A 22,341-nucleotide genomic window follows, 5' to 3' on the forward strand; every position below is an offset into this window, starting at 1 on the left:
AATTTTGAGCCTTAAAATTTTAATGCAACCCACCAAAATGGCAAACACAATGAACGATTATAAAGTCAGCGATATGTCTCTGGCCGAGTTTGGCCGCAAAGAAATTGAACTGGCCGAAAAAGAGATGCCCGGCCTGATGGCCTTGCGCGAAAAATATGGGAAGACGCAACCCCTGAAAGGGGCACGCATCATGGGCTCCCTGCACATGACGGTTCAAACCGCCGTGCTTATCGAAACCCTGGTGGCTTTGGGCGCTCAGGTACGCTGGTGCAGCTGTAACATCTATTCCACACAAGACCATGCGGCCGCGGCCATTGCCAAAGCCGGCATTCCGGTATTTGCCTGGAAAGGTGAAACCCTCCAAGAATATTGGTGGTGTACCGAGCGAGCCCTCGATTTTGGCAACGGACAAGGCCCCGACCAAATTGTTGACGATGGCGGCGATGCCACCATGATGGTGTTATTGGGTCGTCAGGCCGAAATGGATGCATCCATCCTCAACAAAGACTATAGCAACGAAGGTGAGGACTACGCTGAACTGATGAAGTGCCTCAAAAATGAGTATGCCAAAAACAGCAACCGCTGGACCAAAGTCGCAGCCGGCATCAAAGGGGTGAGCGAAGAAACCACCACCGGCGTGCACCGTTTGTACCAGATGATGGAAAAAGGTGAATTGTTGTTCCCGGCCATCAACGTCAACGACTCGGTGACCAAATCAAAATTCGATAACCTGTACGGCTGTCGCGAAAGCCTGGCCGACGGCATCAAACGCGGTACCGATGTGATGGTAGCCGGTAAAGTGGTTTTAGTTTGTGGTTATGGCGATGTGGGCAAAGGTTGCGCCCAAAGCATGCGCGGGTTTGGTGCCCGTGTGCTGGTGACCGAAATCGACCCCATTTGCGCCCTGCAGGCGGCCATGGAAGGTTACGAGGTCACCACCGTTGAAGATGCCCTTCCCGAAGCCAACATCTATGTCACCACCACCGGAAACAAAGATGTGATTCGCATTGAACACATGGAGAAAATGAAGGATCAGGCAATCGTTTGCAACATCGGTCATTTCGACAACGAAATACAGGTGTCGAAACTTGAGAAATACCCGGGCATTGTTGAAATGAACATCAAACCACAGGTCGATAAATTTACCTTCCCCCAAGGACACAGCATCATCTTACTGTCACGCGGTCGTTTGGTGAACCTGGGCAATGCCACCGGCCACCCCAGTTTTGTGATGAGCAACTCGTTCACCAACCAAATACTGGCACAAATTGAATTGTGGACCAAGAAATACGAAGTGGGTGTTTACACCCTCCCCAAATCGCTTGACGAAGAAGTGGCTCGACTGCACCTTTCACAATTGGGTGTCAAACTCACGCAGCTCACCGATGAACAGGCCGCTTATTTGGGTATTCCCATTAGTGGTCCCTACAAACCCGATCACTATCGGTATTAATGACCATACATACATCCTCATGACAAACGTCCATCGGCACCCGCCGGTGGACGTTTTTTTATTGCTTTGTTAAAGGCCATTCCTTAAATTGCATGAAACGTCAGCCAATATCCATCACCCCACACCCTCCCACACATGAAACGCCTCTTGATTTCACTGATGATAAGCTTGTTGATCAGCATCCCAACAGAGGGAGCCGATTACATCATCAAAGGTTATTATCAGGGTGAAAGCATTTTTGTCAAAAACCCATTCGCCGCCACCGGCGTGGGCTTTTGCGTTTACGAAGTATTGGTCAACGGGCTCACCACCACCGACGAAATCAACTCAAGTGCCTTTGAAATCAACCTCACCCGATTGGGGCTGTCGATAGGTGATGACATCACCGTGACCATTCGCTACAAATCGGATTGTAAACCCATGGTGGTCAACCCCCAGGCACTCATTGCCCGGGCATCGTTTAACGTCAAAACCATGCGACTAAACGGCAACAGGTTGGAATGGTTCACCACCAATGAACGAGGCAAATTGCCCTATTATATCGAACAGTTCATGTGGAACAAATGGGTTCGGATTGGCGAGGTGATGGGCATGGGAACCCCTCAAAGCCACAGTTACGCCACTGAAGTCCGATTCCATTCGGGACTCAATCGCTTTCGTCTTCGCCAAACCGATGAGGCAGGAACCATTCGCTATTCTCAGGAACTTAGTTTTTTCTCCGATGTTAAAAAAGTCACCTTCACACCCGATCGGGTAGATGATGTCATCAACTTTTCGTCATCAACGCTTTATGAAATTTACGATGCATACGGCAACATCGTGTTTAAGGGATACGGAACCACCGTGCGCGTAGGCGGTCTCAAAAAAGGAAACTACTACCTCAACTACGACAATCAAATGGGACAATTTGTAAAAAAATAGGTCTCCCGGCTTTTATAAATCAGCAAAAGCGACAATTGAGCTTACAATTTCCATCCACTCATGACAAAAAAGAAGCCGAAACCAAAGCGTTACGGCTTTTTTTATGTCTGTTTTTCCCACGCATCCAAACAAATGACTATTTTTACAAGCTCAAAAAATAACAGCCTCCATGGCTGTAATCACAGAGAACCATCATCATCACCATAAAATTTAAAAATATGCGACGGACAAAAGTGTCGGACGTGCTGAAGTCTGACGAGATAGGGAAAGAGATAGTAGTAAAAGGCTGGGTACGCACCCGCCGTGGCAGCAAACAAGTCAATTTTATCGCGCTGAATGATGGCTCAACCATTCACAACCTTCAAATCGTGGCCGATGTTGAGAAGTTTGGCGACGAACTGCTTAAAAGGCTCACCACCGGTTCAGCCATCTCGGTAACCGGCGAAATCATTGCCTCGCAAGGCAGTGGCCAAAAAGTTGAAGTCGTTGCCAAAGCCATTGAGGTGATTGGCGATTGCGATGCCAACGAATATCCCCTGCAACCCAAAAAACATTCGCTGGAATTTTTACGCGAAATCGGTCACTTGCGCTTTCGCACCAACACCTTTAGCGCCATCGCCCGCGTTCGTCACGCCATGATTTTTGCCGTTCATAACTTCTTCACTTCAAAAGGATTTGTGAACGTTCACACGCCCATCATCACCGCATCCGACTGCGAAGGCGCCGGCGAAATGTTTCAGGTGACCACCATGAACCTCAACAACCTGCCCCGCACCGAGGAGGGCAAAATTGATTTTAGCCAGGACTTTTTCGGCAAAGCCACCAACCTCACCGTTTCGGGTCAGCTCGAAGGTGAATTGGCGGCCATGGGCATGGGCGAGATCTACACGTTTGGCCCCACCTTTAGAGCCGAAAACTCTAACACGTCGCGTCACCTGGCCGAGTTTTGGATGATTGAACCCGAAATGGCCTTTTACGAACTGGACGACAACATGGATTTGGCCGAGGAATTCCTGAAATACCTCATCAAATACGCCCTCGACCATTGCATGGACGACCTTCAATTCCTGAGCCAACGCCTTCAGGAAGAGGAAAAAGGCAAAAAAGAAGAAGACCGCAGCATGGAACTGATTGAAAAGTTGCGTTTTGTGCTCGAGAACGACTTTATTCGTCTGACATACAGCGAAGCCGTAAATATTTTGAAGGATTCGAAACCCAACAAAAAAGGGCAATTCAAATATCCCATCAATGGATACGGCTCAGACCTTCAAAGCGAACACGAGCGTTTTCTGGTTGAAAAACACTTTAAAAAGCCGGTGATTCTGACCGATTACCCCAAAGAAATCAAGGCTTTTTACATGAAAATGAACCCCGACAACAGTACCGTTCGTGCCATGGACGTATTGTTCCCGCAAATTGGCGAAATCATTGGGGGTTCACAGCGTGAAGAAAACTACGACAAATTAGTGAACCGCATGAAAGAGATGCACATCCCTGCCGAGGAAATGTGGTGGTATCTCGACACCCGCCGATTTGGTTCGGTTCCCCATAGTGGTTTTGGCCTGGGCTTTGAACGCCTCATGCTGTTTGTGACCGGAATGGGTAACATCCGTGATGTGATTCCCTTCCCGAGAACGCCTAAAAATGCCGAGTTTTAAAACACTGCATTCATCCATCTTATTCAAAACACCAATTCACTTTGTGGCTTGGTGTTTTTTTCGTTCCCCACGTCAACTCGCTAATCGCCAAGCAACTATGTTAAAACACACATTCGCCACATTCCTGATGTTGCTATCAGGCATCATCCTGCATGCACAAGATATACAATACATTGATGAGTCTTCGGTGGAAGAAAACATTTCATCAGGAGGTCAGTTGTATGTGATTAATCCCGAAGAACAATACATATATTTCAAGCCGCAGCCCTTGTCGTTTATTGGGAATTCATTTAAGGATATTTACCTGGCTGCGGGCGAAGCGGTGAAAAAGGAAAACCTGTGGGGTATGGGAGCCATCGCGGCCTCTACAGCCATCCTGATTGTGTACGACGAAGAAATTACCGCAGCAGCCAAGCAGTTTGGGCGCTTTATTAATCTGGAGGCGACCAACAATGCTAAAAACATCTCGCCCATTGAAGGGGTCTCTTTCTTTGTCCCCACCGACCTGGCATCAAGCTTATATTACATTGGTGACGGCATCACCGAACTGAGCGTCAATCTGGGATTTTACATCTACGGCTGGTGCACCAAGGACGCCCGTGCCCTGCGAACCGCCACCCAGCTCACCGAAGGAATGATTGCCGTAGGTACCAGCGTGCAGGTGCTCAAGCATCTTACCGGCCGAAGCACCGCGATGATGAACAACGATAAAGATTTATGGCGACCATTCCCGTCACTGCAAGCTTACCATAGTTCCGTGCCCGCCTATGATGCTTTCCCATCGGGTCATTTGGCCACTGCCATGATGACCACCACGGTGATTGCCATGAACTACCCCGAGTACAAATTCGTTAAACCGCTATGCTACACTCTCATGGGTTTGTGCGGGTATCAAATGCTTAACAACGGTGTTCACTGGGCCGGCGATTATCCTCTGGCATTGGCCATGGGCTATACCATGGGAAAGATTGCCGTGAATCGGGGCCGTTATAAAGTACAAAGACCCATGATGATGCAAAACAGAATACAGCCCAAATTCGATTTGGTACCAACAGTTCTCGATGGCTATGCCTCAGGACTCACACTGTCGGTCGTATTTTGAAATTTCAGTCGGTTCATAACATCAATCCTTGCCCCCGGTTCAAGAGAAATAGAATTTGAAATTTCATCAGAATATTGTAAGTTTGAAAAATTGAACAGCGAACCATGCAATTCACTCCCAACAAATCAACGCAATTCACCGGCAACCATTCAGAAATGAAGTGTTGTGCTTTGCTGCGTTCGTATGTCTTGCCATGTCGCCCACCTACTTGCTAAAAAAACATCCCATCAATTTTATAAAACATTGAAAGACCGGGACTCCGGTCTTTTTTTTTGTACAAGATAAATACATACGATTATGAAACAACTCATCATTAATCAGACAGATGCCCATCGCATCATGGATCGCATCCGCAACGCCAAGTCACAATCGTCAGCGACAGTCAATACGGCCAAACTGATGGCCGAAATCAACAAAGGCAAGCAAGTACCGCCCGAGAAAGTACCGGCGACGGTGGTGACCATGCACAGCAAGGTACGTGTCAGATATCTCGACACAAACCAAACCGTCGACATGGAACTGGTTTACCCCGAGGAAGCCGACATCAAGAATCATCGGATATCAATATTTGCCCCCATGGCCACGGCACTGCTTGGTTTCAGCGAAGGCGACGAAATAGAATGGACGGTACCGGCCGGCACCAAGCGCATGATCATTGAAAAGATTCTTTATCAACCCGAATCGAATGGTGATTACAACTCGTAATTCTATGTCGTTTAGTGAAGAGAAAAAGATATCAGACAAAGACAGATGATGAGATGAAAAATAGATGTTTAGATCCGTTCTCTTCGTCTCTTTTGTCTAATCTATCTGTCTTTTTATTGTCTCTTTTGTAAATCGCACTAACTTAACGACTTTGACTTGTAATTGTTCACGATAAGTTAAGCAACGGGGTTATTAGAAGTAATTACCCCGTTGCCTATTTTACACCATCTTGAAAGTGAAGTTAATTGGTGATTACGGCGCATCTGTTTTGAAGCATCTGCATTGATCATTAAAAACCGATGAGAATTTTACCCGGTTCACCTCATACCCCCTAAAAGCCCTGTGCCTCCGTACCTCTGTGTTTTCTGTAAACTCTTGGATGAAAATCTTTCTGCAAATCATCATTTTACTAAATTTGCAGCACAAAATCACAGAATCATGATCGACAAAATAAAAGGCCTCGTTGAGGAGATCAACCATATTTCCGCCTCATCGGCCGATGAAGCCGAACAGCTTCGCATCAAATATTTGAGTAAAAAGGGAATCATCACGGCTCTGTTCGACGACTTTAAACAGGTGGACAACAGCCAGAAACGCGAAGTGGGCAAAACACTTAACGAATTAAAAACGTTGGCAACAGATCGCATCAACGCGTTAAAAGAACAATTTGCCAACCAAAGCGCCGACACGGGTAAATACGACTTAACAGCGCCCGGGGCATCGTTCCCCATTGGTGGCCGCCACCCGCTCTCGATTGTGAAGAACGAAATTGTGGAAATTTTTGCCCGCCTGGGATTCACCGTCTCCGAAGGACCGGAAATTGAAGATGACTGGCACGTATTCACAGCGTTGAATTTTCCGCTGGAGCACCCCGCCCGCGATATGCAGGACACATTTTTTATTGCCAAAGACCCCGATATTTTATTGCGCACGCACACCTCATCGGTACAAATCAGGGTGATGGAAAACTCACAACCACCGCTGAGAGCCATTTTCCCCGGCAGGGTATTTCGCAACGAAGCCATCTCGGCTCGTGCCCACTGCATCTTTCATCAGGTAGAAGGATTATATATTGATGAAAATGTGTCGTTTGCCGACTTGAAACAAACACTGTTGTTCTTTGCCAAAGAGATGTTTGGCGCCGACACGCGCATCCGCCTACGCCCATCGTTTTTCCCGTTTACCGAGCCATCGGCCGAAATGGACATTTCGTGCTCACTTTGCGGGGGTAAGGGCTGTAACGTGTGTAAACACACAGGCTGGGTTGAAATTTTAGGATGCGGCATGGTTGACCCCAACGTTTTGGACAACTGCAACATCGACAGTAAAAAATATACAGGTTTTGCCTTTGGAATGGGCATTGAGCGCATTACGATGCTTAAATATCAAATTAAAGACATCCGTCTCTTCTTTGAAAACGATGTCCGCTTTTTGGAACAGTTCAAAGCAGCTTATTAAGCCAGGCAAACCCACCAATAATTTAAGAGGCGCTCATCGGGGCGCCTCTTGATGTTTTACACCACCCGAATTTCGTAAGTCAGAGGAATTGCCTTTTTGTACAAAGCGGCCACACCACAATATTTATCTTCGGACATGGAGACAGCTTTCTCTAATTTTTCGAGGGGTAAATCCTTACCCTTAAACTGATACACCAAATGGATGGAGCGATAGTGCCGGGGATGTTCGTCGGTAAGCTCCCCTTCGATAAACATCTGAAAGTCTTCCACTTCGACCCTCATTTTTTTGAGCAGCGACACCACATCCATACCGGTGCATCCGCCAAGCGCCACTAATTGCAGGGGCTTGGGAGTCACTCCTTTTCCCTCTCCTCCGGCTTCAGGCGACGCATCAATGATCAGTTTATGACCGGCCACTTCGGTTTCAAAAGCCATATTACCGGTCCATTTAACGTTGACGGTTGTTTTCATGTGTTTATAATAGTATTAAGACGTAAGTATCAAGACGCAAGACGATGAGGGTTTAAAATCATAGGCTACGCCGATCTTTGATTTTCATGCATGTCGCTTGGTAATTTAGTGATTGGTTCTTGTGTTCATAAAATAGCCCCTAATCAATCAAAGAGAGGAACGCATGAGGTCGTGTCAAATATTTATAAAACAATAGAGTACATTCTCGCTTTTGTACTTTTGTACCCAATTATACAACAATAAAAGCGGGGTGATGTTCACAACAGGATAGTCCAAAGGGGTTATTGACAATGATAATCAGGAAGAATAATTTTATTCGATTCCTTCCATCATTCATATCATGAAGCAAATCATTATCACCACGTGGCTCATCGTAACAACTGCAAACATAGTGACGGGACAACCAATGGTTCAGCACAATGCAGTATCACTGGGGCTGGCCGAATGCGATGCCACCCTAAGCAATGCTTTTTCCATATTCGGATCGCCGGCCGGACTGGCCGAAGTGCCACGCAGCAACGTGGCAGCCATGGGGACCAGAAGGTTTAACATCAAAGAATTGACGATGGCCTCATTGGCCGCCAATTGGCGCACCCAACATGGAACGGTGAGCGTTGGGTTGAGCCAAACCGGGTTTGCAACCTGGCAGTCATCACTCTATGCCGCAAGCTTTGCGCGTCGGTTCGGAAGGGTTTCGGCGGGTTTCCAAATTAACTATTGGCATGAGTATCAAGCACAAGTTGGTAGCTTTTCAAACATTACCTCACAGGCTGCCATCATCTACCATCCATCCAACGACCTAAGCATTGGGGTCAACCTGATTAACCCGGAACAAAGCACGATTGACTATGGCATATATACAATGCCACTCCCATCGGTCATGACCATTGGCGCAGCGTGGAAGCCGGTGAAGGGTAGCAAAATTTTTCTGGAAGCCGACCAACCCGTGGAAGGAGATATGCAAATCGCAACCGCCATTGAGGGACAAATACATGCAAAGCTGGCATTGCGAGGCGGCTATTCACTCACACGCGACCAAATGAGTGCCGGGCTTGGCATCATGCTAAAGCCCCTGAAGGTCGATTTGGGTCTGCAAAACAACATGACATTAGGTTGGATCACAAGCTTTGCCATCACCTATGACATTTAACAAAGCGATTTTCAGATATTTTTGGTTCTCGGTGAGCATCATCACGAGCACCCAAATTATACATGGACAGACACCAGCTGCAGACAGTCGAGTGAGTGAGTGGCTGGAAACACTGGCAGAGCAAGGCATTGAAACGGAATCGAGCCCTGAATCAGAAACGCTGCTACAGTACCTGACGACGCCGATGAATCTCAACACGGCTTCGAAAACCGACCTTGAAGGGTTCTATTTTTTAAGTGACAAACAAATCGAAAACCTCTTGTTTCACATTCATGAAAATGGCGCCATGCTTAGCCTGTATGAACTACAGGCAGTTGAAGGGATGGACGAGCGAACCATTCAACTATTAAAATCCTTTGTAACAGTACTCCCCCCCACCGACCAAGCCGTGCAAACAAAAGGTGAAACGTACCTGAGATGCCAATCAGTATTAGAACAACCCAAGGGTTATAGCACAGGGGCGTACCAAGGCACACCACAAAAATGGCTGGGGAAAACAAAAATTTCACATGGTCAGTTGCAAACCGGATTGGCATTTGAAAAAGATGCCGGCGAACCGGCCTTCAACAAAGGCATTGCCATAACCGATCATGTGGCAGGATTTATCAGATATGAAGGAAAGACGATTCTCCGACAAGCCATCGTGGGCTGCTATCGGTTGTCGATGGGGCAAGGCATTGCCATGGGCACATCGATGTCAACTGCCTTTACCTCCGATCCGTTAACAATCCGGCGACGAGGACAAGCACTAACAGGATACGCATCGGGAGATGAAATCAATTATCTGCAAGGGATGGCGGCACAACTAAATCCATGTCACCATTTGATTTTAATTCCGTTTGTGAGCCATAAAACCATTGACGGCAACCCGGGTGAAGTCTCCAACACCATTACCGGGTTATCAAAAACGGGCTATCACCGCACGCAAACGGAACTCGACCGCCGAAAAAACACCAATGAATGGCTGGGAGGTATGTCAATACAATATCGGCACGAACAATGGCGCTTCGAAACGGGAGGCTATCACTACCAATTGAGCCACACCATTGCGCCTTCCAACATTCTTTATCAGCAAAATCGGTTCTCGGGCGATGCCATGCAGAATTATTGGGCAGCCTATCAAGCCATCTGGGGGAAAGCCATGCTGTTTGGTGAATGGAGCTTAAACAATACCTTACAAACAGGCCAAAGCCATGGTATTACATGGGATATCGACAACAAACTGGGACTGTCTGTAAGGGCACAACACTTTGACAACCGCTACCACTCACCCTATGGCAATGCAGGCAACCGGTATTCGGAGCCGGCGGGGGAAAGTAACGCAACAATTGGAGTACGAACCATGCCGCATCGCCACATCACTATCGAAGGCTGGCACATGCTTTATAAAAGCACCGTGCCCCGTTACCAAATCAGCACACCTTCGCATGGGTTACAAACCACACTCCGACAGACCTGGCAATGCAACCGGGATTTTCAAATTTTACTACAGTTTAAAAACCGAAGCAACGACAAGGACAGCAACGGGACACATCCGGCAGATGCCCCCGTAACACGAGAAAGACAACAGAGCTATCGCATTCAGCTAAATTATCAAACAGGACAAAACTGGCGGCTCAGTACTCGCATTGAATACTGCCACTACCATCATCAAACGACTTCCGAAGGGTTGTTATTATACCAGGAGATTCAATGGCGACACCCAAACAACTTATGCCAAGTCACCCTACGCTATGCACAATTCAACACCGACGACTATTACAGCCGCATCTACACTTACGAACCGGATGTGTTGTATGGATTTTCCATCCCAGCATTTTCGGGGAAAGGAAGTCGCGTGGTGCTCAACACCCGATTTAGTCCGCACAAAAACTGGGATTTATATTTTCGGGTGAGCCGCCTCACCGATGCTGACAACACCATCATTGGATCGGGTCACGATGAAATTGGTCATCCATACAAACACGAGGTAAAATTTCAACTCCGGCATACCTTTTCACGAAAAAACAAGGCAAACAATACCCTGAAAATGTGACCATCCCACCTTATCAACACACAACGGTTCATAACCTGTTGAAAACCATTTGCCCGTCCGGCCTGTTTATTGGAAACCATTTACCTATTTTTGAAAACTCAAAAAACGGTGGAAAAGAAACGACCGAACAAAACGCATCACCTTGTCCTGCTGGGCAATACTGATTCATTTAACGCTTCGGTTCACTATTCTCTCCGTGAATAACGTTGCAAACACATGGAACTTACCCCCTTTGTCCACCTACATGTCCATTCGCAGTACTCCATTCTCGACGGAGCCGCCAGCATCAAAGCACTGGTAAGCAAAGCCAAAGCAGAAGGCATGCCGGCCATTGCTCTCACCGACCACGGTAACATGTTCGGCATCAAAGAGTTTTGGGACACCTGCAAGAAAAATGACATCAAACCCATCTTGGGATGTGAAACCTATGTGGCCGCAAGGGGAATCAAATTTCGCGATGACAAGGAAGATCGTTCAGGCGATCACCTTATTCTGTTGGCCAAAAACTTAACAGGCTACAAAAACCTGCTGAAAATGGTTTCGCTGGCCAATACCGAGGGCATGTATTACAAGCCCCGTGTTGACAAAGAGATTCTTGAAGCCCACCACGAAGGCATCATTGCTTGTTCGGCTTGCCTGGGGGGCGAAGTCCCGCAACGCATCATGGAAAACAATCTGGATGCTGCCCGGGAAACCATCCAGTGGTTCAAGCGCGTGTTTGGCGATGATTATTATTTGGAGATGCAGCTGCACCCCAACAATGATCCCCGCTTACGCGCCGAGATTTACGAAAACCAGAAGATGGTGAACGAAGCCATCCTTAACCTGGCCAAAGAGCTGAAAGTAAAGGTCATTGCCACCAACGACGTTCATTTTGTGAACGCCGAAGATGCCGATGCCCACGACTTGCTGATTTGTCTCAACACCGGCAAAGACTTGGACGATCCTACACGAATGCGCTACACAAAGCAGGAATGGTTCAAAACCACCGAAGAGATGAATCAACTCTTTGATGGTCACCCATCTGCTCTTCAAAATACCATCGAGATAGCCGAAAAGGTTGAAATGTTCAACCTCAATTCCGATCCCATCATGCCCGACTTTCCATTGCCTGAAGGATTTGAATCGGAAGCCGACTACCTGCGCCATCTCACTTACGAAGGCGCTTACAAACGCTATGGAAATCCTCTGCCCGACGATGTCAAAGAACGTGTCGATTTTGAGCTGGACACTATCATTAAGATGGGTTTCCCGGGATACTTCCTCATTGTGCAGGACTTTATTAATGAAGCCCGAAAAATGGGCGTTCTCGTCGGACCGGGACGGGGATCGGCCGCGGGTGCGGTGGTGTCGTATTGCACCGGCATCACCAACGTGGATCCCATGAAATACCACCTGCTGTTTGAACGCTTCCTCAACCCCGATCGTATCTCCATGCCCGATGTGGACATCGACTTTGATGATGACGGACGTCAATTGGTGCTCGATTACGTGACCGAAAAATATGGTCACGACAAAGTGGCGCACATCTGCACCTTTGGAACCATGGCAGCCAAATTGGCCATTCGCGACGTGGCACGTGTATTGAAATTACCCCTTCAGGAAGCCGATCGCCTGGCCAAAATGGTTCCCGACACGCCAAAGATTTCGCTAAAGAAAGCCTTTGCTGAAGTTCCCGAACTCGAAAAAGAAAAAAGCTCACCCGACCCTCTGGTAGCCAAAACACTCAAATTTGCCGAAACGCTGGAAGGATCTGTTCGTCAAACAGGCGTGCATGCCTGTGGCATTCTTATCGGTCGTGATCCACTGGATCACCACATCCCCGTGATGCCCACCAAAGATGAGAACCTGCTCACCACCCAGTACGACGGACGCTTTGTTGAAGCCATCGGCCTGTTGAAGATGGACTTTTTGGGGCTCAAAACCCTGTCGATCATCAAAGAAACCCTCGAAAACATCAAACTCTCAAAAGGCATTGACGTCGACATGGATGCACTGCCCGAGAACGACCCGTTGACCTTTGAACTCTTTAGCCGGGGTGAAACCACTGCCATCTTCCAGTTTGAATCACCGGGAATGAAAAAGCACATGAAGGCGCTGCAGCCCAACCGCTTTGAGGACTTGGTGGCCATGAACGCCCTCTACCGCCCGGGACCTATGGAATACATCCCCTCGTTTATTGCACGTAAACACGGACGCGAGGAAATCACCTACGACCATCCCATGATGGAACCCTACCTGAACGACACATACGGGATTACCGTGTACCAAGAGCAGGTAATGTTACAGAGTCGGGCATTGGGCAACTTTACCCGCGGAGATTCCGACACCCTGCGAAAAGCCATGGGTAAAAAGCAGATTGAGGTCATGAACAAGCTTAAAGACAAGTTCATGGAAGGGTGCCTCAACAACCCAAAATTTATGGAGGGGTGCAACGGCGACAAGAAAAAAGCCGCCACTCTGGTTGATAAAATATGGAAAGACTGGGAAGCGTTTGCCAGTTACGCTTTTAACAAATCGCACTCGGTTTGCTACGCCTACATTGCCTACCAAACAGGATTCCTGAAAGCCCATCATCCGGCCGAATTTATGGCCGGAGTATTGAGTTCGAACCTGAGTGACATCACCAAAATCACCAACTTCATGGAAGAATGCAAAGCCATGGGGATGAATGTTTTGGGACCTGATGTCAATGAGAGTTACAAAAAATTTACAGTCAACAAAGAAGGAGCACTCCGCTTTGGAATGGCCGGCATTAAAGGAGTGGGTGAAGCGGCCGTGGAGGAAATCATCAACGAACGAAAAAAGAATGGCCCCTACTCCGACATCTTCAACTTTGTGGAGAGAGTAAACCTCACCACAGTCAACAAGAAAAACATCGAAGCCCTGGCAGCAGCCGGAGGATTCGACAACCTGGGCAATTACCACCGGGCGCAGTTTTTCGCCGCTGCCGGCAATGATGGAGTCTCCTTTATTGAGCATCTGATTCGATACGGAAACCGTTATCAGACAGACAAATCTTCAAACCAAAACTCATTGTTCGGAGCCTTAAGCGGTGCAACCATCGAAATCAAGAAACCGGACTTGCCCAAATGCGAGGAATTCTCGACCCTCGAGAAACTCAACAAAGAAAAAGACCTCATCGGGATTTATCTCTCGGCACACCCACTGGATGACTACAGACTGGAACTCACCTATTTTTGCAACACCAGGGTGAAGGAATTGGAAGACATTACCATTCTCAATAAACGCGAAATCACCATTGGCGGGATGATCACAGCCCGTCGTCGTGGCACATCCAAAAAGGGAAACGAATATGCCATGTTCACCCTCGAAGATTATTCCGGTTCCTTCGAATTTCCATTGTTTGGAGATGATATGAATAAATTTTTCAGCACAGTTGAAAACAATCGCTTCATCATGATTCGAGGGGTGGTGGGAACCAAAAGATTCAATCAGAACGAAAAAGAATTTCGGATCAATCAAATATGCACATTGGCCGAAGCACGGCAGAAGAAGATTGACAGTGTCACATTATCAATCCCCTTGCCATCGCTAACCCCCGGGCTGGTCACCGAGCTGGCCGACATCACCGGCAGCGACGAAGGTGATGTGTTATTAAAGTTTAATATTTACGATCCGACGAACAATCATCAGGTAAAGTTGTTTTCAAGGTCAAAGCGAATCACATTGACCAACGACCTGGTGAAGTATTTTGAGGAAACGCCGGACATTGCCTTTAGTATTGACAACTAACTACTTCGCAATAAATTCAGCCATTATATGTTTGGCGAAGCAAAAGAAAATGATAACTTTGACACTTATCCGTTCGACCAAAACGCCTTGACCATGAATACAAGCATCACTGAACAAACCATTGAAAGCTACTTCAATCTCATTCGCAACTGGGATGCAACGTCCAAAAGGTTGCTGATGGATCGCATTTCATCTTCCATCCAGTCGGGAGGATTTTCAAAAAAAGAACAACAGACCCTGCTGAATGACCTTTCAGCCGGAACACAGTTGGAACTTTTGATAGATGAAACCCGAAGAAATTAACCGGCTAATAAATATTTAAAGTATAATTATTAAAATATTAAGCTATGGCTTTAGAATTTACCGACAGCAACTTTGACGAAGTTGTATTGAAATCCGACAAACCCGTATTGGTTGATTTTTGGGCAGAATGGTGCGGTCCCTGCCGCATGGTGGCACCCATTGTTGCCGATTTGGCCAACGAATACGAAGGACGCGCCGTGATTGGCAAAATGGACGTGGATAACAACCCGCAAACAGCCGCCAAATTTGGCATTCGCAACATTCCCACCATCCTGTTCTTCAAAAATGGAGAGATTGTTGACAAGCAAGTTGGGGCAGTACCCAAAACCATTTTGGCATCGAAACTGGATGCCATTATCTAATTTTCATCGCAAAACAATATCTTTAAGCCGGTTTTATACCGGCTTTTTTTTTTACCAAAAGCCTTATAATGATAACCATCGACCCGTTAACCCGTATAAAATAATTTCACCACAGCAAACCTTAGTGTCAAAAAAACACTATATTTGCATCATTAATTAATTGTTTCGATGGCTCAATTTAATCAAACCATCTCGGTCGACTGCGTGATTTTTGGTTTCGACGGAGAACAGCTAAATGTCTTACTGGTCGATCGGACCTTAACCAAAGAGGGACAAGAAATATTTAGCGACCTGACCCTGACAGGGAACCACATTTACGAAGATGAGGAGCTGGACAATGCTGCAGCACGCATCTTGTTTGACTTAACCGGGGTCAAAGACATTTACCTGGAACAATTTGGCGTATTTGCCAGCCCCGAACGCTTAAACCATCCCAACGACCGTCAATGGTTACTGGCCAATGGGCGTAACCCTGACAGTCGCATTGTTTCGGTAGCTTACTTTTCGCTGATAGCAACCAAAGAGATTACCCTGGAATGGAAAGGACGGAACGTAAAATGGTATCCCGTTAACAGCGTGGGCACACTAGCATTTGACCACAACCAAATACTTAGTAAAGCCCTTGCAGCATTGCGCAACAAACTCCGTTCGGCACCCATCGGTTTTGCCCTGCTGCCCGAGAAATTTACGTTAAGCCAACTCCAAAAGATTTACGAAATCATTTTGGGAACCGAGTTGGACAAGCGAAACTTCCGCAAGAAAATTGCACGAATGAAATACCTGATTCCGCTTAACGAGAAACAGAAAGGTGTGGCTCACAAACCCGCACAACTGTATGTGTTTGACCGGGATATTTACGAAAAGAGTAAAACCGAGATGTTTGATTTTTCAATCTAAACAGCTCCCCAAAAAAAATGCACGCTTCTGAGCGCATTTTTTTTGTCCTTTTTCCTGAGTGTGTTATATTGACACTAAATAAAATTTTGCGAGTTAACCAAAATCAGAGAAACGTGGAAAAAATCAAAATCAGAGAAAAAATCGGCTACGCCCTGGGTGACGGAGCTGCGAACATTGCCTGGCGGGGTGTTTCGACATTTTTATTGTTTTTTTATACCGACGTGTTTGGGATTACCGCTGCTGCTGCCGGTGTCTTGCTATTCATCGCCAGACTTAGCGATGGCGTCAGCGATGTGGCAATGGGCATCATCGGAGACAGAACCAATTCAAAATTCGGAAAGTTTCGTCCCTGGATTTTATGGACTGCCATTCCATTGGCGGTTATATTATCACTGTTGTTTACCACACCAGACCTGGGTATGACAGGAAAAATTGTTTATGCTTACATCACCTACATCCTGTTTACACTCATTTACACAGCAAACAACATTCCCTATGGTGCATTGATGGCGGTGATGACCGGCGACAACAAAGAACGCACCAGTATCGGTTCATACCGAATGGTAGGCGCCTTTGCAGGTGGAATGATTGTACAGGGAGCCTTGCTGTTTCTGGTTGCCCATTTTGGCAATGTCAACCCAAGCATCAACATTACAAAACTTGAAAATACAAAATACAATGTCGTTGTTTCGTCAAGCCAAGATGTACCCAATGCCAATATCAAAACCAAAGATGGCATTGCAAAAATCTATTGGGCAGAAGCAAAAGAAGGCACAACAAATACCCCGTCGCCCTATGTAAGTTTTACAATGAGTGCCAATGAAAAATACTCGTTTATTGTGGATGGCGAATCAGGTTTAACTACCGAAAAAATTTCACTGATAAATCAGAAAAAAGGCTACAGCAATTCTATTTACGTGCTTTCGGTGTTCCTGGCAATCTTCATGATTATCACCTTCATGAGCACCAAGGAACGAGTTTACCCACCCAAAGCACAAAAATCCAATCTAATACAAGATTTAAAAGACCTGTTTAGCAACAAACCGTGGTTGGTGTTATTGGTCGTGGGTTTGTTTTGGACCATTTACAATTCAATTAAGCAAGGGATGACATTGTATTACTTCACCTTGTATTTAAACAACCAACTACTGTCAGCTTCATACCTGGTTGCGTTGATGTTGGCATCAATAGCAGGAGCCATGGCGACTGCCCCATTAGGCAAAAAACTGGGTAAGAAAAACCTGTTTATCTATGCCTTGCTGTTTTCTGGTGCTGTCAATGCCTTATTTGTTTTTTGTGGCCCCAAAGATATCGGTGCCATTTTTACCATTGGTATTATATCTGAATTTGGGGCGGCCATTTTCCCCACACTTTTCTTTGCCATGTTGGGCGACACAGCTGATTATTCTGAATTCAAAAATAACCGCCGCGCAACCGGATTGGTATACTCGGCAGGTTCGTTCGTCACAAAATTTGGAGGAGGTGTGGCCGCAGCATTTATTGGAGCTGTTTTGGCTGCCTTTCATTACAACGGCATGGATTCAACCACCATTGAAGGTGCAATCCCCGCAGTTATCATGTTAATGAGTTGGATACCGGCAGTGATTGCTTTTATTGCCGCAGGCATTATGACGCTGTATCCATTAAATCAACCCAAAATGGACAACATTACTGAAGAACTTTACCAGCGTCGATTGAAAGAAGCCACTTCAGTTAAAGATTAAAAAAAGCACACAAACAATATACAACACAACACTCTTAACATTCAACGATTATGAAATTCGGTTATTTCGATGACTCCAATCGCGAATATGTCATCACCAATCCACAAACACCCTGGCCCTGGATCAACTATTTGGGCAACGAAGACTTTTTCTCGTTGATATCGAACACGGCCGGTGGTTATTCTTTTTATAAAGATGCAAAGTTCCGCCGCATCACACGCTATCGCTACAACAACGTGCCGATGGACAATGGCGGTCGTTACTTCTACATTAAAGATGAAGATACCGTGTGGTCGCCAGGATGGAAACCCTGCAAAACACCGCTCGACAGCTATGAGTGCCGTCACGGAATGAACTATACCACCATTGAAGGCAAAAAAAACGGAGTATCCGCAAAAGTGTTGTTTTTTGTTCCGCTGAAAACGTGGGCCGAGGTGCAAAAAGTTACCCTCACCAACCATACCGATGGCGTGAAGAAAATTAAATTGTTCTCGTTTCAGGAGTGGTGCTTGTGGAATGCAGCCACAGACATGGAGAACTTTCAGCGTAACTTTTCGACCGGCGAAGTAGAAATTGAAGGCTCAGTCATATACCATAAAACCGAGTACAAAGAGCGTCGCGACCACTACGCATACTATTCGGTAAATACGCCCATTCAGGGTTACGACACCGACCGCGAATCGTTCATTGGCCTGTACAATGGCTTTGAAGCGCCTCAGGTGGTGGTTGAAGGCAAGCCCCGAATGACCGAAGCCCATGGCTGGTCGCCGGTGGCATCGCACTACATCGAAGTGGAACTGAAAGCGGGCGAGTCGAAAGATTTCGTGTTTGTGCTCGGTTACGTCGAAAACAAAGAAGAAGAGAAATGGGAGTCGAAAAACATCATCAACAAAACCAAAGCCAAAGCCGTCATTGCACGGTTTGACACGGCAACCAAGGTAGATGCGGCACTGGCCGAACTCAAAGCATACTGGAACAACTTGTTGAGCGTTTATTCGGTAACGTCGGGCGACGAAAAGTTGGATCGGATGGTGAACATATGGAACCAATACCAGTGCATGATTACCTTCTGTTTCTCACGGTCAGCATCGTTCTTCGAGAGCGGCATTGGTCGGGGCATGGGCTTCCGCGACTCCAACCAGGATTTGATCGGCTTTGTGCATCAGATACCCGAGCGTGCCCGCGAGCGCATCATCGACATTGCTTCGACACAATTCCCCGACGGTGGCTGCTACCACCAATATCAGCCTCTGACCAAGCGAGGCAACAACGACATTGGCGGCGGCTTTAACGACGACCCCATGTGGTTGATTTTGGGAACCACCAGCTACATCAAGGAGTCGGGCGACTTCTCGATTCTCAACGAGATGGTGCCTTTTGACAACGACATGAGCGTGGCACGCACCCTGTTCGATCACTTGACGGTATCGTTTGACCATGTGGTGAACAATCTGGGTCCCCACGGATTGCCGCTCATTGGCCGCGCCGACTGGAACGACTGCCTGAACCTGAACTGCTTCTCGAACGACCCCAACGAATCGTTCCAAACCACCGAAAACAAAACCGAAGGCACCAAAGCCGAATCGCTGATGATTGCCGGATTGTTTGTGGTGTACGGACGCGACTACGTGCAACTGTGCAACGTATTGGGTAAAACCGAAGAAGCCGCCCGCGCACAAAAGCACGTTGACAACATGGTGGAAGCCGTGAAACAACATGGCTGGGACGGCGAATGGTTCCTGCGCGCCTACGACTATTACGGTCACAAAATTGGCAGCAACGAAAACGAAGAAGGCAAAATCTTCATTGAATCACAAGGATGGTGCACCATGGCTGAAATCGGCATCGAAAATGGCATGGTGAAAAAAGCCCTCGACTCGGTGAAAGAACGCTTGGACTGCGAGTACGGTATTGTGCTCAACAACCCGGCCTTTAGCAAATATTACATCGAATACGGCGAAATCTCGAGCTACCCTCCCGGCTATAAAGAAAACGCCGGCATCTTCTGCCACAACAATCCCTGGGTAATTATTGGCGAAACCAAAATCGGTCGCGGGGAACAGGCTTGGGAGTATTTCCGAAAAATATGTCCTGCCTATTTAGAAGAAATCAGCGACCTGCACAAAACCGAACCATACGTGTATTCGCAAATGATTGCAGGGAAAGACGCCTTTAAACCTGGCGAGGCCAAAAACTCGTGGCTCACGGGCACAGCATCGTGGAACTTCTACACCATTTCGCAATACATTCTGGGCATACGCCCCGATTACAATGGGCTCATTATTGACCCATGCATCCCATCAAGCTGGGAAGGGTACACGGTGACGCGTCAATTCCGCGGAGCCACCTACCATATCCGCGTTGAGAACCCCAACAAAGTGAGCAAAGGCGTAAAGACCTTGCTGGTGAATGGGAAACCGCAAGACGGGAACATCATTCCGCTTCTGCCTGTCGGAAACCACCAGATTGTGGTGCAACTGGGATAAACGAACGACCAATTATCAGGGACAGGCCAACGGGCTCTGTCCCTTTTTTGTCCAATTGAAAACAAAAAAACATGAAAAGACAAACACCTTTCAATCGCCTCATGCAGCGTGGCACCCTCGTGGCGTCGGCAATGATGGTGGCAATGGCGTGCAGCACCCCGCGGCAAAGCAACCTGCAGCCCTTGAAAACAGAGTACATCCTCATCAACCAACACGGTTATGTGAGCCAGGCGCCTAAAACCGCCCTGGTGAGAACCGAAGCACCGGTAACCGTGACGCTGGTCGACAGCATTGGAAAAACCGTGTTATCGATACAAAGCACCGATCCGGCTTATTGGTCACAATCGGGCGACAAGGTAGCGGTGGTCGATTTTAGCGCACAAACCCAACCGGGACGTTATTATCTGACCATTGGAGACAGCGTTGTGTCGCACCCGGTCAACATCATCGACAACCCCTACCCGACCATTGCCCAAGCATCCATCCGTGCCTTCTACTACAATCGAACCTTCGTGGCCATCGATTCAACACATGGCGGGCAATGGGCACGTCCGGGCGGACACCCCGATACGCTGGTGTACGTGCACGAATCAGCCGCCACCCGCATACGCCCGACAGGCACCATCCTGTCGATGCCTTACGGTTGGTATGATGCGGGCGATTACAACAAATACGTGGTAAACAGCGGCATCAGCACCTATACGATGCTGAAGGTATTGGAAGACTATCCCGAGCATTTTGCATCGCAAAACCTTAACATTCCCGAATCGGGCAATGCCCTACCGGATGTGTTGGACGAAACACTCTTTAACCTTAGATGGTTCATCCAAATGCAGGATCCCGAAGATGGCGGCGTGTACCACAAACTGACGGAGAAAAACTTTTCAGGATTCATCATGCCCCACGAATGCAATGCCGACCGATTTGTGGTGATGAAAGGCACTGCAGCCACGCTCAATTATGCAGCCCTGATGGCCATGAGTGCCCGTGTACTGGCGCCATTCAAAGACCAACTACCCGGCTTGGCCGACAGTTGCCTGACCCGTGCCCAAGCCGCATGGCAATGGGCGGTGAAAAACCCGGCAGTATTGTACGAGCAACCCAAAGACATCACCACCGGCGGTTATGGCGACAACCGCATGGACGATGAATTTTACTGGGCGGCCTGCGAAATGTGGCTTACCACAGGCAACGAACAGTTTATTCCCTATATCACAAAAAATTACAAAAACTGGGGCGTTCCCACGTGGGGCAACTCCGGAACCCTGGGCACACTATCGCTGATGAAAAGCAGCAATCCTCTGCCCGAAGCGCTTGAACAGTTGAATGTAAAAGGAAACTACCTTCAAATGGTTGACTCGCTGTTGGCCAACGAACAAAATGCACCCTATCGCATCAGCCTCACCCACTTTGAGTGGGGCAGCAACTCTGACGTGGCCAACCACGGGATGCTCAAACTCATTGCCTATCAATTGACCAATGATGCAAAGTACCTTCACTCGGCCATCAACGATGCCGATTACCTTTTGGGACGTAACGCCACCGGCTTCAGCTTTGTGACCGGCTTTGGCAGCAAACGGGTGATGAACATCCATCATCGCCCTTCTGCGGCCGATGGCATTGAAGAGCCGGTACCCGGATTTTTATCGGGAGGTCCCAACACAGTGGTGCTCAACGACTGCGGCGAAGGCGTGGTCAGAGATACCTTCCCTGCAAAATCGTTTGTAGATGAAACATGCAGCTATTCGACCAACGAAATCGCCATCAACTGGAATGCGCCGTTGGCGTATTTATTAAACGGGTTGGCGGCTCAGTACCGATAACTGCATTTCGCATCAAGAACATTTTGGAAAGGCTCTCC

The 22,341-nt window shown here is 47.5% G+C and carries 16 protein-coding genes; 15 read left to right on the forward strand and 1 reads right to left on the reverse strand.

The features are described from left to right. Nucleotides 1-49 precede the first annotated feature (49 nt). From ahcY to pheS, 6 genes are all read left to right on the forward strand, one after another. Nucleotides 50-1,453 (forward strand): adenosylhomocysteinase, encoded by a 1,404-nt coding sequence (gene ahcY / locus LX69_RS04400; protein WP_221621273.1) that lies wholly within the window; start codon nt 50-52, stop codon nt 1,451-1,453. 135 nt (nt 1,454-1,588) lie between these two features. Further along, on the forward strand, nt 1,589-2,374 hold the full coding sequence (locus LX69_RS04405) for a hypothetical protein (RefSeq protein WP_146260637.1): 786 nt from the start codon (nt 1,589-1,591) through the stop codon (nt 2,372-2,374). Nucleotides 2,375-2,592: 218 nt separating this feature from the next. Then, nucleotides 2,593-4,032: an asparagine--tRNA ligase gene (gene asnS, locus LX69_RS04410; protein ID WP_111444613.1), complete on the forward strand. Its 1,440-nt coding sequence runs from the start codon at nt 2,593-2,595 to the stop codon at nt 4,030-4,032. Between the two features lie 97 nt (nt 4,033-4,129). Further along, entirely contained in the window at nt 4,130-5,134 is a 1,005-nt protein-coding gene (locus tag LX69_RS04415; RefSeq protein ID WP_170124234.1) for a phosphatase PAP2 family protein, read from the forward strand. 297 nt (nt 5,135-5,431) lie between these two features. Beyond that, nucleotides 5,432-5,839 carry a nucleoside diphosphate kinase regulator gene (gene rnk / locus LX69_RS04420; RefSeq protein ID WP_111444615.1) on the forward strand — a complete coding sequence of 136 codons (408 nt, stop codon included), beginning with the start codon at nt 5,432-5,434 and terminating at the stop codon, nt 5,837-5,839. A gap of 438 nt (nt 5,840-6,277) precedes the next feature. Further along, a complete protein-coding gene (pheS, locus tag LX69_RS04425) occupies nt 6,278-7,297 on the forward strand; it encodes a phenylalanine--tRNA ligase subunit alpha (protein ID WP_111444616.1) in 1,020 nt (339 codons plus the stop codon). A 56-nt stretch (nt 7,298-7,353) separates the two neighbouring features. On the opposite strand, the gene LX69_RS04430 is transcribed toward pheS, so the two are convergent. Beyond that, on the reverse strand, nt 7,354-7,767 hold the full coding sequence (locus LX69_RS04430; protein WP_111444617.1) for an OsmC family protein: 414 nt from the start codon (nt 7,765-7,767) through the stop codon (nt 7,354-7,356). A gap of 340 nt (nt 7,768-8,107) precedes the next feature. On the opposite strand from LX69_RS04430, the gene LX69_RS04435 reads away from it, so the two are divergent. From LX69_RS04435 to LX69_RS04475, 9 genes are all read left to right on the forward strand, one after another. Beyond that, complete coding sequence (locus tag LX69_RS04435; protein ID WP_111444618.1) at nt 8,108-8,917, forward strand: PorV/PorQ family protein; 810 nt, start codon at nt 8,108-8,110, stop codon at nt 8,915-8,917. Then, nucleotides 8,907-10,952 carry a helix-hairpin-helix domain-containing protein gene (locus LX69_RS04440; RefSeq protein ID WP_111444619.1) on the forward strand — a complete coding sequence of 682 codons (2,046 nt, stop codon included), beginning with the start codon at nt 8,907-8,909 and terminating at the stop codon, nt 10,950-10,952. Before LX69_RS04435 ends, LX69_RS04440 begins: the two co-directional genes overlap by 11 nt. A gap of 216 nt (nt 10,953-11,168) precedes the next feature. After that, nucleotides 11,169-14,708: a DNA polymerase III subunit alpha gene (gene dnaE, locus LX69_RS04445; protein WP_111444620.1), complete on the forward strand. Its 3,540-nt coding sequence runs from the start codon at nt 11,169-11,171 to the stop codon at nt 14,706-14,708. A 27-nt stretch (nt 14,709-14,735) separates the two neighbouring features. Next, complete coding sequence (locus LX69_RS04450) at nt 14,736-15,011, forward strand: hypothetical protein (protein ID WP_111444621.1); 276 nt, start codon at nt 14,736-14,738, stop codon at nt 15,009-15,011. A gap of 44 nt (nt 15,012-15,055) precedes the next feature. Continuing rightward, entirely contained in the window at nt 15,056-15,373 is a 318-nt protein-coding gene (gene trxA, locus LX69_RS04455; protein ID WP_111444622.1) for a thioredoxin, read from the forward strand. A 168-nt stretch (nt 15,374-15,541) separates the two neighbouring features. Continuing rightward, nucleotides 15,542-16,270, forward strand: a complete 729-nt coding sequence (locus tag LX69_RS04460; protein WP_111444623.1) for an NUDIX hydrolase — start codon at nt 15,542-15,544, stop codon at nt 16,268-16,270. Between the two features lie 113 nt (nt 16,271-16,383). Then, the gene (locus LX69_RS04465) at nt 16,384-17,994 is read left to right on the forward strand and encodes an MFS transporter (RefSeq protein ID WP_245934936.1); all 1,611 of its coding nucleotides are present in this window, start codon (nt 16,384-16,386) and stop codon (nt 17,992-17,994) included. Nucleotides 17,995-18,044: 50 nt separating this feature from the next. Further along, nucleotides 18,045-20,480: a GH36-type glycosyl hydrolase domain-containing protein gene (locus LX69_RS04470; RefSeq protein ID WP_111444625.1), complete on the forward strand. Its 2,436-nt coding sequence runs from the start codon at nt 18,045-18,047 to the stop codon at nt 20,478-20,480. Nucleotides 20,481-20,551: 71 nt separating this feature from the next. Next, the gene (locus LX69_RS04475) at nt 20,552-22,303 is read left to right on the forward strand and encodes a glycoside hydrolase family 9 protein (protein WP_111444626.1); all 1,752 of its coding nucleotides are present in this window, start codon (nt 20,552-20,554) and stop codon (nt 22,301-22,303) included. The last annotated feature ends 38 nt before the right edge of the window (nt 22,304-22,341 follow it).

Source organism: Breznakibacter xylanolyticus (genome assembly GCF_003254275.1).
Classification (GTDB): domain Bacteria; phylum Bacteroidota; class Bacteroidia; order Bacteroidales; family Marinilabiliaceae; genus Breznakibacter; species Breznakibacter xylanolyticus.

Bases quoted from the DNA above. Each gene is read 5' to 3' on its own strand.
- ahcY (WP_221621273.1), top strand. From the start codon at position 50: ATGAACGATTATAAAGTCAGCGATATGTCTCTGGCCGAGTTTGGCCGC.
- LX69_RS04405 (WP_146260637.1), top strand. From the start codon at position 1,589: ATGAAACGCCTCTTGATTTCACTGATGATAAGCTTGTTGATCAGCATC.
- asnS (WP_111444613.1), top strand. From the start codon at position 2,593: ATGCGACGGACAAAAGTGTCGGACGTGCTGAAGTCTGACGAGATAGGG.
- LX69_RS04415 (WP_170124234.1), top strand. From the start codon at position 4,130: ATGTTAAAACACACATTCGCCACATTCCTGATGTTGCTATCAGGCATC.
- rnk (WP_111444615.1), top strand. From the start codon at position 5,432: ATGAAACAACTCATCATTAATCAGACAGATGCCCATCGCATCATGGAT.
- pheS (WP_111444616.1), top strand. From the start codon at position 6,278: ATGATCGACAAAATAAAAGGCCTCGTTGAGGAGATCAACCATATTTCC.
- LX69_RS04430 (WP_111444617.1), bottom strand. From the start codon at position 7,767: ATGAAAACAACCGTCAACGTTAAATGGACCGGTAATATGGCTTTTGAA.
- LX69_RS04435 (WP_111444618.1), top strand. From the start codon at position 8,108: ATGAAGCAAATCATTATCACCACGTGGCTCATCGTAACAACTGCAAAC.
- LX69_RS04440 (WP_111444619.1), top strand. From the start codon at position 8,907: ATGACATTTAACAAAGCGATTTTCAGATATTTTTGGTTCTCGGTGAGC.
- dnaE (WP_111444620.1), top strand. From the start codon at position 11,169: ATGGAACTTACCCCCTTTGTCCACCTACATGTCCATTCGCAGTACTCC.
- LX69_RS04450 (WP_111444621.1), top strand. From the start codon at position 14,736: ATGTTTGGCGAAGCAAAAGAAAATGATAACTTTGACACTTATCCGTTC.
- trxA (WP_111444622.1), top strand. From the start codon at position 15,056: ATGGCTTTAGAATTTACCGACAGCAACTTTGACGAAGTTGTATTGAAA.
- LX69_RS04460 (WP_111444623.1), top strand. From the start codon at position 15,542: ATGGCTCAATTTAATCAAACCATCTCGGTCGACTGCGTGATTTTTGGT.
- LX69_RS04470 (WP_111444625.1), top strand. From the start codon at position 18,045: ATGAAATTCGGTTATTTCGATGACTCCAATCGCGAATATGTCATCACC.
- LX69_RS04475 (WP_111444626.1), top strand. From the start codon at position 20,552: ATGAAAAGACAAACACCTTTCAATCGCCTCATGCAGCGTGGCACCCTC.